The organism is Lactobacillus panisapium (genome assembly GCF_019469265.1).
GTDB lineage: Bacteria > Bacillota > Bacilli > Lactobacillales > Lactobacillaceae > Lactobacillus > Lactobacillus panisapium.
Map to the genome: position 1 here is coordinate 2,123,099 of NZ_CP048268.1, position 16,181 is coordinate 2,139,279.

General features: G+C 38.8%; 15 protein-coding genes and 1 pseudogene. 5 read left to right on the forward strand and 11 right to left on the reverse strand.

What is annotated here, in order from left to right; translation table 11 throughout:
• Positions 1-23 precede the first annotated feature (23 nt).
• Positions 24-626 carry a hypothetical protein gene (locus GYM71_RS10035; RefSeq protein ID WP_220220372.1) on the forward strand — a complete coding sequence of 201 codons (603 nt, stop codon included), beginning with the start codon at positions 24-26 and terminating at the stop codon, positions 624-626.
• 44 nt (positions 627-670) lie between these two features.
• Here the strand turns inward: GYM71_RS10035 and GYM71_RS10040 are convergent, their stop codons facing one another.
• From GYM71_RS10040 to GYM71_RS10075, 8 genes are all read right to left on the reverse strand, one after another.
• Positions 671-1,528 (reverse strand): PRD domain-containing protein, encoded by an 858-nt coding sequence (locus GYM71_RS10040; protein ID WP_220220373.1) that lies wholly within the window; start codon positions 1,526-1,528, stop codon positions 671-673.
• A gap of 11 nt (positions 1,529-1,539) precedes the next feature.
• Positions 1,540-1,956 (reverse strand): PTS sugar transporter subunit IIA, encoded by a 417-nt coding sequence (locus GYM71_RS10045; RefSeq protein WP_220220374.1) that lies wholly within the window; start codon positions 1,954-1,956, stop codon positions 1,540-1,542.
• Position 1,957: 1 nt separating this feature from the next.
• Positions 1,958-2,776 carry a PTS system mannose/fructose/sorbose family transporter subunit IID gene (locus GYM71_RS10050; RefSeq protein ID WP_220220375.1) on the reverse strand — a complete coding sequence of 273 codons (819 nt, stop codon included), beginning with the start codon at positions 2,774-2,776 and terminating at the stop codon, positions 1,958-1,960.
• Positions 2,769-3,566, reverse strand: coding sequence for a PTS mannose/fructose/sorbose/N-acetylgalactosamine transporter subunit IIC (locus GYM71_RS10055; RefSeq protein WP_220220376.1), 798 nt, complete (start codon positions 3,564-3,566; stop codon positions 2,769-2,771). Before GYM71_RS10055 ends, GYM71_RS10050 begins: the two co-directional genes overlap by 8 nt.
• 2 nt (positions 3,567-3,568) lie before the next feature.
• Entirely contained in the window at positions 3,569-4,063 is a 495-nt protein-coding gene (locus tag GYM71_RS10060) for a PTS sugar transporter subunit IIB (RefSeq protein ID WP_220220377.1), read from the reverse strand.
• Positions 4,064-4,238: 175 nt separating this feature from the next.
• A complete protein-coding gene (locus GYM71_RS10065; RefSeq protein WP_220220378.1) occupies positions 4,239-5,321 on the reverse strand; it encodes an alpha/beta hydrolase in 1,083 nt (360 codons plus the stop codon).
• A 163-nt stretch (positions 5,322-5,484) separates the two neighbouring features.
• Positions 5,485-6,438 (reverse strand): 1-phosphofructokinase family hexose kinase, encoded by a 954-nt coding sequence (locus tag GYM71_RS10070; RefSeq protein ID WP_220220379.1) that lies wholly within the window; start codon positions 6,436-6,438, stop codon positions 5,485-5,487.
• A gap of 22 nt (positions 6,439-6,460) precedes the next feature.
• A complete protein-coding gene (locus GYM71_RS10075; protein ID WP_336511409.1) occupies positions 6,461-7,204 on the reverse strand; it encodes a DeoR/GlpR family DNA-binding transcription regulator in 744 nt (247 codons plus the stop codon).
• Positions 7,205-7,369: 165 nt separating this feature from the next.
• Between GYM71_RS10075 and GYM71_RS10080 the strand changes: the two genes are divergently transcribed.
• From GYM71_RS10080 to GYM71_RS10095, 4 genes are all read left to right on the forward strand, one after another.
• Complete coding sequence (locus tag GYM71_RS10080; protein ID WP_220220380.1) at positions 7,370-7,828, forward strand: PTS sugar transporter subunit IIA; 459 nt, start codon at positions 7,370-7,372, stop codon at positions 7,826-7,828.
• Positions 7,825-8,145, forward strand: a complete 321-nt coding sequence (locus GYM71_RS10085; RefSeq protein WP_220220381.1) for a PTS sugar transporter subunit IIB — start codon at positions 7,825-7,827, stop codon at positions 8,143-8,145. Before GYM71_RS10080 ends, GYM71_RS10085 begins: the two co-directional genes overlap by 4 nt.
• A gap of 25 nt (positions 8,146-8,170) precedes the next feature.
• Entirely contained in the window at positions 8,171-9,523 is a 1,353-nt protein-coding gene (locus tag GYM71_RS10090; protein WP_220220382.1) for a PTS galactitol transporter subunit IIC, read from the forward strand.
• A gap of 213 nt (positions 9,524-9,736) precedes the next feature.
• A complete protein-coding gene (locus GYM71_RS10095; protein ID WP_220220383.1) occupies positions 9,737-10,507 on the forward strand; it encodes a class II aldolase/adducin family protein in 771 nt (256 codons plus the stop codon).
• 115 nt (positions 10,508-10,622) lie between these two features.
• Here the strand turns inward: GYM71_RS10095 and GYM71_RS10100 are convergent.
• The 3 genes and pseudogenes from GYM71_RS10100 to GYM71_RS10110 all read right to left on the reverse strand — a co-directional run bounded on the left by GYM71_RS10100 (position 10,623) and on the right by GYM71_RS10110 (position 15,981).
• Positions 10,623-12,303: pseudogene (locus GYM71_RS10100) on the reverse strand (IS1182 family transposase).
• 207 nt (positions 12,304-12,510) lie between these two features.
• Complete coding sequence (locus tag GYM71_RS10105; RefSeq protein ID WP_220220384.1) at positions 12,511-13,533, reverse strand: branched-chain amino acid aminotransferase; 1,023 nt, start codon at positions 13,531-13,533, stop codon at positions 12,511-12,513.
• A 345-nt stretch (positions 13,534-13,878) separates the two neighbouring features.
• The gene (locus GYM71_RS10110; protein WP_220220385.1) at positions 13,879-15,981 is read right to left on the reverse strand and encodes an ATP-dependent Clp protease ATP-binding subunit; all 2,103 of its coding nucleotides are present in this window, start codon (positions 15,979-15,981) and stop codon (positions 13,879-13,881) included.
• Between the last annotated feature and the right edge of the window lie 200 nt (positions 15,982-16,181).

Below are 16,181 nucleotides of genomic sequence, written 5' to 3' on the forward strand. Positions count from 1 at the left end.
CAACCACGTAGAAGGGACAGCAAATGAATAGCGATCAACTAAAAGTAATACCTATTAATACCAAAGCTAAACTAGTTTCTATCAACCATGAGCCTACACTTTGCGTAATCAAAGCACAAAAGCTCTACGAGTTTGACAAAAACACTTATGCCAAATTAGCCGGGTGTGACTTTCATAACGGTACAATTGAAGTACAGGTACTTAGCCAACTTTTGCCAGATGCTCCAGATTTTGCTCGCGGTTTTATCGGCTTAGCATTTCGTATTAATGAAGATGATTCAGCATTTGAATCTTTTTACATTAGACCTACTAATGGTCAAACAACCGATCCGGTAAGAAAGCAGCATGCAGTCCAATATTTTTCCTACCCCAAATATAACTTTGAATATTTCCGCACTCATCACATTACAGACTTTGAAGGACCAGCAAATATTGCTCTTAACCAATGGATTGATTTACGTGCAGAAATAAAGGATGAAACTGGTAAATTTTATCTTAATGACCGTCTTGTTTTGAAAGTCGATCATTTAAAAAACGGTGCATCACCTCGGGGAACTATTGGTTTCTTTGTTGATATTGGCACCAAAGGTTTCTTCAAAAATTTGCAGATTACGCCAGCTGATTAAGTTATTCTAGCAATTATTTTTGCTTGGTCTGACTATCTTTTGTACTATTCATCATCAGAACTATTTTCAATTTGTTTTAAATGAATAACTAAGTATAAACGCTCACTGCTATTTAGCTGATACTTCATTTCTTGGTAAAAATAGTCCTGCAGTTTTTTTAGAGTCCCCTTTAATTCAGGAAACTGCTTCAGAAATGCGGCCAAAATTGTTTGATTATCAGCTGAAGTTACAGGAAGATAATCCTGATTATTTTGTATTTGCGTAATTAAAAATCTTAAATGAACCGTTAGGCGCTCAAGTGTTGTTGGCTGCTCTGGATAGCCTAAGTCTGCTATTATGATTTGAAGAACTTTACTTAAATGCAAACTCGTGGCATTTTCACTTAACTGCTGTTTTTCATTGATGGGCGTTATTTCATTTTCCACAAAATGAATTGCAATTAATCCCGCTTCACCGGATGGCAAATTAACGTTAAAAGTTGAGTTAATCCAGTTAACACTTTCAAGTGCTTCACTATACTCCAAAGGATACACATTTTTCACGCTGACCAAGGAAGAAACATCATTTCTTTTATTTCTTTTAACGGCAAAATAAATATGGTCTGCCAAGCTAATAATTAAAAACTGATTGAAAGTCGTATTGAGCTTTTTCTCGGCATGATCAACAATATTTTTAGAAACGGCTAAATATTCCAGCGGTACATTTTCTAGTAAACTCGATAACGAATTAAGCCATTCAGGGTCCTTGATATTTTTAATAAAAGTCTGAACCCCCTTAGTCTTAACAACTTCATCCCCTGGCTGTTTCTTAAAACCGATGCCATTACCAAAAAGTATTGCCTGTTCATGTTTTTCATCATCGACCAAAACAACGTTATTATTAAAGACTTTAATAATCTTCATACTCACATTCCTTATTCATCATCAGCTTCATTTTCGCTTGCATAATCATTCATATAAATCATTTGTTCTTTAGCCTCATTAACTAATGCGGCTATTTTTTTAGCAGAAAGGTGGTCGCTGGGATCCAGTACAATTGACAATGCCAATGCTAAATTAGCGCCAGTAATAACGTTTATCCTTGGATTTTTGATTAATTGGGTACAATTTTGATTAACACTGCCACCCAATAAATCGGTAAGGAGAAAAATCTGTTCTTGTGGTTCAAATGTAGCAATCAAATTGGTTAATTCTTTAATTGGAAAATTATTTTTGCCATTACGATAAGCACAAATATAGTGCAAATTGGGTATATCGCCAGCAAAAAAATTAATTGTATCGGCCATTCCCTGAGCCATCGTTTTGTGAGAAATAATTACTATTTGTTTCATATCAAGCCTTAAATATTCCTAATGCTGCGCCGACCATTGCAATAACAATTACCATTAAAATTAGGGTGGTCATTTTTCGCCCCTTTTTCAGCATCCAGTACAGCAAGCCAGTTAATAATACCGGCAGTAGTCCCGGCATAATTTGATCTAAAATTTGTTGACCCGTAAGTGAGACACCTGCCTGACTAAATTTCAAAGCTAATTTAAAATTCACTGTCGAAGGTACTATAGCGCCAATGACCGCGATTCCTAATACTGATACGGCATCAGTTAAAGCAGCAAGCTGATCACTCATATTGGTCATTAAAGATGCACCTGAGTCATAGCCAAGTTGGTAAAGAAATGAACGTAAAAAGAAAAATAATACATAAACGGCAAAGTAAATCCACATGCCGATACTATTGCCATGCTTTCCCATCGAAGCAGCAATTGCGCCTAAAACCGTTGGGAATAATACCCAAATTAAGGCATCACCAATTCCCGAAAAAGGCCCCATCAAGGCAGTTTTTAAATCCTGAACAGCTTGCAATGATTTGGTTTTACCTTTTTCTTCTACGGCCAAGGTTGCACCAGTAATAATGGGCGACATCCATGGATTACAATTATAAAATTTAAATTGATTATCGATTGAAGCTTGTAAGCCATCTGGATCGCCACGATAAATTTTACTGAGCGCTGGAAACAACTCCCAAACCAAGGTTGCTGCAAAGCCACTATCATAGTTATATGTACTAATAGCAAGGTAGTGTCGTCTCATTGCCCGCCAAATATCTTTTTTCGTTAGAATTCTGCTGTCTTGTTTTGCCGTGGTATTATTCATCTTCCATATCCTCCTGAGTTAAACCAGTAGCACTTGCTGCAGCACTAGTTTGATTTGTTTTATTTGAATAATTCATAAATGTTGGGATGGCGCCAGCAACGCCAATTAAGGCTACCCCTAAGACAGGCATTTTTAAATAGGCAGATAAAGCAAAACCAACTAATAGCCAATAGCCATACTTTTTTAATGGCATGTATGATAACAGCATAGCCATTCCAACTGCTGGTAGCATTCCTCCGGCAACATTTAAGCCAACCGTAAACCAGGTAGGCATCAAGTTCAAAATGCTATTAACAACTGTTTTTCCAAATAACACTGCAATAAAAACGGGAACAGCTGATTCAAGTGGCATTAAAGCCGTCATTACCGGAATTAACATTCTCATTTTGCGATATTGCCGGTTATTGGCTAATTCGTGCGCTTTATTGGTAATAAATGAATTGAGAATTTTAAGTAAAACATCCAGTTGTATGCAAAGCATTCCTACGGGTACACCTAGTGCCAAACCGGCTGCCATTCCTTTACCAGTTCCGATTGCTACAGCAGTTGAAATCATTGCACTAACAGCATAATCCGGTGCAGAACTACCACCTAACGCCGCTACTCCTAATGACATTAACTGGATCGTTGCACCAACAACTAATCCCATTTGAAAATCGCCTAAAATCGCACCAACTATACATGACCAAAACATATAATTCATTGGTACAATTTGCGTTGTTTCAAAATCTAGTCTCTGAAGATAAGCTAAAATTGTAACCAAAATTACTTGTCCAATTGTGAAACCCATTGTTAAGCACCCGCTTTTCTATTTTTCAAAATTTTAGCAACGTCAACACTTTCATCTTGCGGAACATATTTAGAAATCACTTTACAGCCCGCATCTAAAATGGCCTGGTAAGTTTCTATTTGATTCGGCTTGATATAGGCCCTATTCGTTACTTTAAGTGCTTCAGTGTAAGTTAACGTTCCGCCTAACACGAGCTCTTTGATATCCTCGCCTTGCTCAAGTAATGCCAAGAAAACATCAGGTGTCTGAGAGACGATAAAAACTTTCTGCCGGTCATATTTATGCGCCTTAAAATTAGTTAATGCCGTTTGTTTAGAAATTATGGATACAGCCATGCCAGACGGCCTGCCTAATTTCATCGCTTGCTTTTTTTGTAAATCATTAGCTACATCATCATCAATTACCATTACGCGCGTAGCGTTAGCGTTGGGTGCCCAACTAGTTGCCACAATCCCATGAAGTAATCGGTTATCAATTCGTGCTCCTACTATTGACATTTTTTCCTCCTAAAAAATAAGAGACCAAAACAAAGACTCTTAATACCACCAGTAAAAGTGCATTAATCGTCAATATCTTGGTCTCGCCAGTTTTTAAACTGTTACGATCCTATATTAATTTGTTGTTATTTTTGCGCTTGTAATTTATCTAGCCAAAATTCATCTATGAGCTTTATTATTTCTTGCCCTCATCTTGAAGAATTCGAGCTATCTCTAAACACATATCCTCTGCTTGAGGTTCAGTACCAAAAAAGTTCAGCGTACCATGATCACAGCCTAAATACTTAATAACATTTACATCTATTTGATGCTGTAAAGCCTTTTTGATAAATTCCTCAGCAACTAATGTAATCAAATCATATTGGTTAAGAATAAACGTTAGCGGCGGAATTTTAGTCCAATTTCTAATATTAAACAAGTTAACTATTTCATCACGCGGATCAATCTGATGATGCAAATAGTTTTCTTCAAAACTAGTCAATGAATTAAGCATTCGCTGTACTCGATTCTTCACATATTTTTCGTCTTCCGCACATACAGCAAACTTTTGCCAATCATAATATGGTGCCATATCGTTATCAATTGCTGGATACAGTTCTATTACCCGGGAAATAATTGAGCTATCTTTCAGTATGACAATGCATGAATTAATCAGTCCACTTCCGGCACTATCGCCCGCTAGCACCATCTTCGGATTTGTAGAACCAAGCTCAGCGTGATTTTCTTTTACCCAGTTAATAATGCCGAGCACATCTTCAATTGCTGCTGGATAAGGATTTTCTGGAGCTAATCTATAGTGCGGGAAAACCACTGTTGTCTGGGCCTGTTCGGCAATATATTTCATTTGCTTACCAAACTCTTCAACTTTTCCTGTCATATATGCTCCGCCATGTAAGTAAATCAAAACAGGATTTTTAGCGATAATATTTACTGGCTGATAAATAAAAGTATCAATATAATGGTCATTATTTATCTCAATTAGACTTTCTTTTTCCAGCACCTCACTTGTCGTTAAGTCATAAGTGATGTTTTCTGGACGATTACGGTCAAAATTTAATGAAAACGGCTTGCTGCCAACACCTTCACTCATTTTTTGTTTGATAATCTGCTTGACATGAGGATCAAGAATATCTAATCGTGGCTTTCCCCTCTGCCCTGGCACGACTTTAACGATTTCTTGCACACCATTAATTACCTGGCTTAATGAATTAGTCTGCAATTCATTGACTAATGATTTTGAATATTGTCTTTGCGTCATTTGAACACTCCTTTTTGCATAAAAAAAACCGAAAAAGCATACAAATTTGTATACTTCTTCGGTTTCGCCAGTTTCTAAGCTGTTACGATCCTAACTAATTATGTTTTTATCCTAGCATATTTTTCAATATTTGGAAAGCGCTTCCTAAAAATATTTTTATTCTCTAATTATCCAATTTCGTTATGGCAATTGTGTTCATTATCGCGAGTACCTGTTCGCGCTTAACAAATCCGGTTTTTGTTTCCATTGCATTGGCTGTACCCGCCGCAATTGCTAAGCTAATCGCTTGCTTAAAGTCATATTTCCGATCAAGCGCGTATAATAATCCGCCAACAACGGAATCCCCTGATCCTTCGGTATTAGCTACTTCCACAGGCTTAAAATTAACTCGGTAAAAGTCATCATGATGTTTAACCAAAGCACCCCGATCACCCAGCGAAATGATGATATTAGCGATTTTATTAAGACTGCTAGCCCTTATTTCTCGCTTCAATTTCTGACAATCACGCGTTACTGGTGCTGCTAGTAGTTCAGCTGCTTCTTGCTCATTGGGTTTAATAAAATCTGGCAAAGCGGTACTTTGTAGCACCTCAGTCAATGCCTGGCCAGACGTATCCAGCACGATTTTTACTTGTGGTGCGAGCCTGCGAATACTGGTAATGATTTTAGAATAAATATGCTGCATATTAGTTGGTGGAACACTACCATTCAGAGAAATAGCTGTCACGTTGTGCTTGACAATTAGTGAGGACAAAGATGCAAGCAAATTATCCATGCTACTTAGTGCAAGTCGATCGCCTTGTTCATTAATTTCGGTTTTTTCACCATTATTTTGAATAATCGTGTAACAATTACGGGTATTGCCTTTAGTAGTGATGAACTTGCAGGTATAACGGTCATTTTTGGCCTGATCTAAAATATATTGGCCATTTGGACCAGCCAAAAAACCGGTGGCGATAGTTTCGGCGCCAAGACATGCTGCCACACGAGCAGCATTAATGCCCTTGCCACCAACCATTTTCTTCACCAACTGCACCCGATTTAACTCACCTATTTCTAAATGATCAAGTTGGTACAGACGATCAACGGACGGATTAATTGTAACTGTGATATCCATTTCTCTTCCTATTCTGATGTAACTAGTAAATAACTTTAGTATATTGCGAATATTTCTTGATCTCTTCTTTACTAATTTTGCTATCAGTCGCTAGAAAATCGAATTGATCAAGCTTTTGAAATGTGATGATATCTGAATGATTTAATTTAGTATGATCGGCAACAATCAAAGACTTTTCGGCATGTTCCATTGCAATATTTTGAATATTGCCTTCAGGGATTGTACTTGTAGTAACGCTATTGCCATTAATACCATTAGTTGAACAAATTGCGTAGTCAAAATTTAAGCCGTCAAAAATGTTCTCAGCTTTTTCACCGAGAAATTCTTCAGTATTACGGTGCAGCTCGCCACCCGTTAGAAATAAGCGGCAATCACTTTTATTGATTTCATTAAAGGCTACTAAACTATTGGTTACAAAAGTTAGATTTTTCGTAACTAATAATGGTACTGCCTGCAACAGAGTTGTTCCTGCACCCAAATAAATTGTTGAATTGTTAGCAATTTGCTTCGCTAGCAACTTCGCAATTTCCTTTTTTTCATCAATATTTTTTTGCAACTTCTCATTAGTAGTTGATTCTGCTTGGTAGTTGCTTTTTGCGCCACCATAAATTCGGGTAATATCCCCCGATTCTTCCAATCTCTTTAAATCACGTCTGATAGTCATGGAAGAAACTTGTAAGTTCTTCGCAATATCAACCGTTGTCATAAAGCCGGTTTTACGTAAAAGATTGTTTATGGCTGTTAATCTTTTTTCTTGTAAACTCAAAAAAATCACTTCTTTTATTCAATTTTACCATCACACCAGAAGTATATCAAACATTGTTCAACATTTAAAGTTCATCTATGTTAAAGTTTGTTAAATTTAGGTTGACAATGTTCAACTAGCGTATTATATTGAAAACGTATTCAAAAGTGAAAGGAGGAGAAATTTTTGTTTTACCAAGATTTAATTGACTTAAATATTGCGGTTGATACTGAAGAACAGCTATTTGACTTAGTTGGAACTAGAGTTATCAGTCAAGATTTTGCCAATCTAGGCTATATTGCTAATTTAGAAAAAAGAGAGTTAGCATACCCTACCGGTTTAAAATTTGCCGATATTGCCTTGGCACTGCCACATGTTGATCCGCAATACGTTAAGCGACCATTTATTTATCTTGCTCGCACTATTAGTTCCTTAAAACTTAAGCAAATGGGTGACGGCTCTGACATATCTGCCCAGAACTTTTTGTTTTTAGGTCTTAAAAATGGCGAAAAACAGCCTGAATTGCTAGCCAAAATTATTGCAGCGTTTCAAGATCAGAACTTTGTTGAACAGTTTCAAAAAACAAAGGATTCACAAAATATGCTTCAGCTCGTTGAAGCGAAATTTAGGGGGTTATCAAAATGAAAACAATTTTAGTTTGTTGTGGTACGGGAGTAGCAACCAGCCCGCAAGTCGCTAATAAGATTAATGATTTCTTAGCAGAACAAGGGTTGGATCACCTGGCAAAAGCCACTCCTGAGCCAATCGGTGAAGCAAAAACCACAATTGAGAATGATGATAATGTCATTATCTATGTGGGCATTGCCCCCGCAGATGGTGACCTGCAAGAAGTTCTTGATGCTAATCATGTTGTGGGCATGGTCGGTTTACCTTGGCTAACTGGCATGGATCAGGACAATGCCAATCAAAAAGTAGCTGATATCGTCAAGCAGGCGGAATAGCATTTCATCATTGGAGGTGAATTTAATGGATTGGAATGGAATAGTCCAAGGGATATTGAGCGTTGGTGCCCAGGTTTTAATTCCGATTTTAATTATGATCTTAGGGCTAATTTTTGGAATGAAACCCTCTAAAGCTATCCTTTCCGGACTCTATTTAGGAACCGGATTTATTGGTATGTCAATGGCGATCAACCAGTTGACTGAAACCGTTAGTCCTGCTGCAAAGGCTCTGGCCAAATATACTGGCATCAATTTACCGGCAGTTGACTTTGGTTGGACAGGTGCAGCTGCAATTACTTGGAGTTGGACCCTAGCCTTTTTGTTTTTCGTCGTAGAAATCGTGGTTAATTTAGTCATGATTTTTACCAAAATGACTAATACAATGAACGCCGACATGTGGAATGTTTGGGGTATCGCACTGACAGCTTACATGGTTTACCAAATTTCTGGCAGTTTAATCTGGGGCTTTATCTGTGGGGCCATCCAAGTTGTTATTTGCTTAAAATTGGGCGATATGTGGAGTAAAGAAATTGCCAATATGCTTGGGTATGAGGGTGTTACCGTAACCCACATTGAGGCATTTAAAGCAATTATTATGTCCCCGATTAACAAATTGATGGACTACATCCCCATTTTTAACCGTGAATGGGATGCAACATCGTTAAAACGTAAGATTGGTGTCTTTAGTGAACCAGTAACAATGGGCGCCATTATTGGCCTAGTGTTGGCACTAGCTGGACGCTACAGTATCGGCGATGCCCTTAATCTTGCGGTCACCGTCGGAGCTGTTATGGCGATTTTCCCAGTGATGGCCAAGTTCTTTATGGATGCTCTAACACCATTTGGAACTACTATGAGTAATTTTATGAAAAAACACGTTAAAGGAAGAACATTCGTTATTGGATTAGATTGGCCAATCTTAGGGCAGAGTACCGAATTATGGGTAACCATGGTGCTAATGATCCCAATTTCAATTATTTATGCGGCTATTTTGCCAGGTAACAAGATTTTACCAATTGCAGGTGTAATTAATTATTGTATTGGCGTTGGCGGCTTACTACTGACTGGTGGCAATCTCTTACGAATGATGGTTCTCGGCATTATTTACGAACCAATCTTTTTGTACGGTGCATCATATTTTGCTGATATTTTTACTAAATTAGCGAAATCAAGTACTTCAATTAAAGTTCCAGCAGGTGCCCAAGTTTCTTGGAGCTCAATCGAAGCACCGGAATTAAGATTTTTAATGGCTTGGGTAGGTCGTGGTAATATCTGGGCGATTGTTGGTTTAATTGCCCTTCTGGCACTTTTCTGGCTCCTTTACCGGTCATTTAAAAAGAACCCGATTCCGGCATTGAAATATAGCAAGTTAAAGTAATGGTGTAAAAATGGTAAAAAGCAAATTTTTTTGGACCTGCTTATCCTTTTTAGCCTTTAGCTTATTCTTTTTGGCAATTTTTTCCCATCAATATTGGTTAAACATTTTCGTAATTGGTTTAGGGATGCTAATCGATAAGAAAGGAAGTGGTATTCTTTTTTCTAAAAAACACAGAGTCACTACAACAAAAGATAATTAGAAAGGAAGAATTTGATGCAATATCCAGCAGGCAGAATACCATTTGAATATGAACGCGAGGATTTGGCCAAGGTCGTTCGTGAGGTAATGGAACGGCGCGATACCAATATTGTTGGTGGAAATATCAGTATTAAAGTGCAGGACGAAACCGGCAAAAACTATTATGTGATGACGCCAACTATGATGTCAGAAGCATACATGGGTTACCTAACGGCCGACCAAATTTTAGTCATTGAACCGCATACGCGCAAAGTTATTTCTGGCAACGGTAATGTTACACGTGAAATAAATATGCACGAAGCCATCTATGATACCAATCCCGAGATTAAGTGTGTTTTTCACTCCCATGCTGATCAGTGCATGTTTTGGGGAACAAGCGGGTTAAATATGCCGAATGTCACTGAGGCAACACAAAAATTACAAGAAATTAGAACCCTTACGTGGCATCCCATGTGTACGGAAGAATTAGCCCAATATGTCGCCGGTGAAATCAAAAAACTAGGCAAAAAGGCGTTACGTAACGGTTTTATCCTTAATTCTCACGGTACCCTCTTTACTTCTGGCGGCAAGGACATGGATCCCTTAACTGCTCTGCACAAATCTTTGGCTGATGTTGATATTACCGAATATAATGCCAAGGTTGCTTACAAGCAAACCGTTTTTCAGCAAATCGGCGTCTTAGACGGATATTATTCGGAAGATACCAAGATTGGCACTTGGGAAGATGTTAAAGCGGGTAAAGCTCTTTATAATCGGAAAAAAGGGCAAAATAAAAAAGGCGACTAACTAGTGCCCCTTTTATCAAATATAACTACTTTGAAGATATAACAAATTTCACGCAAATGCAACTTTAATCGCAGATTATTAGTTGATATCCCGTAAAAATTGGTTATTCTTCCACTTAAAAAGAGTCTGGGAAGAAACTAGCTCTTTAAGCAAAAAAAGAAGCAGCCAAAACACTGAAAAAAGTGTTTTAGTTGCTTTTTGCTTCTTTCTGCCCGCCAAAGTTGACTATTAGGACCACTCCTTTGCCAATATTTTTTCAAATTCATGGTCATTAACATTAATCCTAGATCATTTTCAACTTTTGCTTGTCCTCTTAGGTGGACCCGGCGCATGCCAAATACGTTCTTCAAATGGCCAAAGACCGGTTCTACATCAATCTTGCGTTGACCATAAATCCGTTTGCCGGTTTTACTTTGAAGAGCTGCTTGGACCTGGGCTTTGAAGTACTGCCAGGTGGGATTGTAATTGAGCTGGCGCTGGCGCCCGCTGGGCGTTTTAGCTAGAGCAGTTTTGGCCGCATTTAGCTGAAACTCATCTGCTTCATAGACTTTAAACTGACGGGTAAAGCCGTAACGGTCGTGTCTAGTCGAGTAGTGTTTAAAGTTGAAGCGCACGCCCTGATGGTCTAAGTAATAATCCTCGGTTTCATCATAATACCAGTTGTCTAGCTTAGTCGGGTCATGACGATACTTGCGCTTCTGTTCCTTTTCATAAGTAGTGTAAGGAATTAAAAATTGCTTGCCAAAGTGGTCGGTTAGCTCAGCGTAGTTATACTCGCTGCCGTAGCCCGCATCAGCGACAATTGTATCAAAGTCGCCTAAAACGGCCAGCTGCTCAAGAAAAGGTACCAAGGTTCTGGTGTCAGTTGAGTTAGGATACAGGGCATAATCAATAACATACTGATTGCTGGTCGCAACCTGCAGATTGTAGCCCGGCTTTAGCTGCCCGTTAAGCATCGGGTCTTCCTTCATGCGCATAAAGGTGGCATCGTGGTCAGTCTTAGAGAAGCTATTGCGACCCTTAAAAAGCGCTTGGTATTCTTCGTACTTCTGGGCACGCGGCTGATAGTCGCGTCGGATTCGGTGAAACAGCTTTTTTAAGCGCCGCCGTTTTTGCTTCTGCTTAGATCCGCCGGGAATTGCTTTCGGCTCATTGGCAATCGCTTGGTCCAGTCGCTCGACTTCTGCTGCAACTTCATTGGCCAGCTGGTTTAGCCCCTGACTGCTCTGCACTTCTTCGGCTGCCATGGCCTTAACCACTTCTTCCTCCACTAATTCTTGGTAGAGTGCCAATGCTTCATCCTGCAATTTAGCTTGGAAGCGGTCAACGGCCTTGCGCCAAACAAAGGAATACTTGTTGGCATCAGCTTCAACCTTGGTACCGTCAATAAAAAGGGCATGCTCATAAACCAGGCCCTCTTCTTGAAGTAGGTGGTTAAAGTAAAGGAAGCACTTTTTAATCAGCTGGTTGGCGTGCTTGCTGGCACGAAAGTTATTAATCGTGTGATAGGACATGGTCTGCTGGTCAGCCAAATACATCATAGGCAGATTTTCAGTTAGCATCTGGGCAATCTTGCGCCCGGAAAAGACCTTGCGGCTATAGGCAAAAAGCAAGATTTTAAGCATCCGGGCCGGATGGTAGGCTGGACGGCCAGTAGCAGAAGACTTACCCTCAAGCACAGCTAGGGGAATAGAGTCAACAAACTGACTAATGGCATGAACGAGGTGATTTTGCGGAATAGTAAAGTCTAAATTAAGTACTAAAGCAGTCTGGCCTGTGGTATAATTTTGGTACATTGTTTTTGGTCTCCGTTCTATTTGAAGTTGGATAATTAAATAATAACAAGACCAAGAAAGAATGTATACAGAAAAAACGTTGAACCAGTAAGTTCAACGTTTTTTTTTAATGGTCTAAGAAAATAGTTTCTTCCCAGACTCTTTTTTTGCAGCTATTGTAAATATAATTAGGAGATGTAGTTGATTTACCATAGCCTGCTAATAAGATTAATCCAGTGTTTGTACCCAGCCCTCTGGGCCCTTCTTTTTACCGTATTGAATATCAACTAATTCATTGTACAGTTTAGTTGTCACCGGACCAGTTTCCGTTTCACTGTAAATAACATGCTTTTTACCATTATAGGTAATGGAGCCCACCGGCGAAATAACAGCTGCGGTACCCATTGCACCAGCTTCCTTCATCTTAAAAGCTTCTTCCAAGGTAATCTGACGCTCAACCGGATTTAATCCCTGCTCCTTAGCAAGCTCTAACAAGGACCGTTTGGTAATTGAAATTAAAATCGATTTTGACTTAGGGGTAACAAATTGCCCTTCTTGGGTAATGCCATAAAAGTTGGCGCCACCAAACTCATCAACATATTTATGTTCACGTGGATCAAGATACAAACAATCGGCATAGCCATTCTTATGCGCCTCAACCGACGGCAATAAACTGCTGGCATAGTTACCTGAGGTTTTAGCTTGACCAGTTCCCGCATAGGCAGCACGGTCATAATCGCTGACAATATAGTCGGCTGGGTTCAAGCCCTTGATATAAGCCCCTACCGGAACGGCAAAAATCCGAAAAACGTATTCATCGGCAGCTTGAACACCCAAAACATTTGAGGTACCAACCATGAATGGACGTAAATAAAGAGTTGCGCCACTATCATATGGTGGCACAAATTCTTCATTCGCATGCACCACTTGCTTTACTGCCTCTACAAACCGGTCTTCAGGAAATGGTGGCATTGCCAAGCGCTGAGCTGACAAAGTAAAACGATGAGCGTTTTGATCTGGGCGAAACAAGTTGATTTTACCGTCCTCACGCCGGTAGGCTTTCAAACCTTCAAAAATCTCTTGGCCATAGTGCAGTACTTCTGCCCCTTCGGAAAGGGTAATGGTTGAATCCTCAACCAACTTTCCTTCTTGCCATTCGCCGTCTTTATATTTAGCTTCATAGCGATATGGTAAATCGCGATAAACGAAGCCTAAATTTTTCCAATCAAGATCTTCTACTCGTTGTTTCATAACAATCCACCCTTTATTACTCCTTATGTTACATAAACTAATAATAAATTATTAGCTTTTTAATTAATAGTTAATTGTTAACTAATTTAGACCATAAATTTAATGATGTCAATCCTTTATTGCACAAATTACCAAAATATCTTTTTGGCAAAAAAATAGTTAACTCTGCTTGAGTGTCACACGTGAAACAAGTAGCTCAATCAGTAGTTATATTAGGATAAAAGGCAAATAACCATTGGGCAGGAAAAAATTTACTACTTCAAATTTAGACAAAAAAAGACTAGCTCCCGCGAAATAGCGGAAACTAGTCTTCAATTACTGTTTAGCAATTAGCCTAATTTTCAATTAGTCCTTATTTTCTTTAGTTTCAGATTTAGTTTTATCGGTCTTATCAGCTTTTGGTGTAATAGTTAAAACTGCATCACCATTTAAGTAAACATGCTGGTCATCTGCAGTAAACTTAACTTCTTTGGTGTCAGGCTCCTTCATTAGCAATTTTGCAATTGGAGTTTCCAAATCTTGCTCAACTACCCGACGTAGTGGCCGTGCACCAAATTTCTTATCGTAGCCTTTTTCTGCCAAGTAAGCTTTTGCTTCAGGGGAAATTTCTACTTTCACATCCCTCTTAGCTAAGACATGTGACATCTTCTTTAAGTAAATATCAATGATCTTAGTCATATCTTCTTCGGTCAGTGAATTGAACGGTACGATTGCATCAAGCCGGTTCAAAAACTCTGGTCTGAAGTAAGCTTCTAAGGCTTTGATCATTTTATCATGGTCCACCTTACCATCCTTGAGTAAGTTATCAGAATACCCAGCATTTGAAGTCATGATCAATATTGTATCTTTAAATGAAACAGTTCTACCTTGGGCATCGGTTAAGCGACCATCATCCATAATTTGTAATAATGCGTTAAAGACTTGTGGATTAGCTTTTTCAATTTCGTCAAACAAAATCAAGCTATATGGTTGATGCCGTACTTTTTCAGTTAATTGTCCACCTTCACCGTAGCCAACATAGCCTGGTGCTGAACCAATCAGTTTATTAACTGCCATTTGGTCTTGGTACTCGGACATATCAAGTCTAATCAGGTGATTTTCACCGCCGAACAATTGAATTGCCAATTGTTTAGCCAGCTCAGTTTTACCAACACCAGTTGGACCAGTCAGTAGGAATGACCCAGTTGGACGATTGTTATCCTTGAATACTTGCTTACGGGCAATTGCATCAGTAATCACGTCAATTGCATTATCCTGATCAATAACGGCCTTCTTTAATTTAGCAGCTAAATCAAGGTTCTTTTGTCCCTCACTGGCATGAAGTTCGCTCATTGGAATCTTAGTTTTTGCTTCAATTAAAGCATAGATGTCTTGGTCGGTTACGCGTGGAGTTGCAGCATCATCAACGTGATCAGCTTTTTCACGTAACTCCTCAATCTTCTTCTTCAAATCACTAGCTTTGTTGTAGTCCTCATTTTTAGCGGCCTCTTCTTTTTCCTTTTCAAGACTAGCAATTCTCTTTTTAATTGATGCTTCATCACTAGGAATAGTGTCAAGACCCTTCTTAGCACCAGCTTCGTCCATTAAGTCAATTGCCTTATCTGGCAAATAGCGACCCTGAATGTAGCGTTGTGATAATTCAACGGCTAAGCGTAAAGCACTGTCACTGTATTTAACGTGGTGATAGTCTTCATACTTTTTCTTTAAACCCTCTAAAATTTTAACCGTTACATCAGCGGATGGCTCTGGAACTTGTACTGGCTGGAAACGACGTGCCAAAGCAGCATCATTTTCAATTCGACGGTATTCTCCTGTTGTCGTTGCACCGATTAAGTTCAAGTCACCACTAGCCAGAGCTGGTTTCAAAATGTTAGCAGCATCGCCACTATTATTTTCAGAATCAGTTGAACCTGCACCAACAATGTTATGAATTTCATCAATGAATAAGATGATGTTTGGATTCTTTTTAGCTTCATCAATTACCTTCTTCAGGCGCTCTTCGAAACTACCACGAAGGCTAGAACCCGCAACCATATCATTAATGTTAATTGCAATAATATGCTTATCTTTCATCTTGTCAGGAACATCACCTGAAGCAATTTTTTGTGCTAAGCCCTCAACAATCGCGGTTTTACCAACACCTGCAGGTCCGACTAAAACCGGATTATTCTTTTTACGTCTGCTTAAAATTTCAATTACTTCTTGGATTTGTTCATCACGACCAATTACAGGATCGTATTTATTGTTTTTAGCTTGCTCGACTAAGTCAACGCCAATTGGTTTTTCCTTTTTTGGTTGACCAGGCATTTGACCGTTCTGGTTCATGCCTTGTGGAGAAATATTCATGCTCGAATAGTGAACTGGAATCGAGCCATTATCATCATTGTTAAAGAAAGAATTATTTAATTCGTTAAATAGATTGTCAAATTCGTTATCAAAATATGCCATACATATACACCCCTTTAATAGGTTTAAATTTGGTAATTAGCACTCGACGTTGTCGACTGCTAACTGCTTACATATAATATTGTAGCAGGTTATCCACAGAATGCAACCCTTTTTGCTTACTTTTCCACATTTTTTTGCTTAACTTGTGAATTTTCCCCTTTTAACTAAAAAAGCCTTGATAAATCAACTTTATTGTTGTT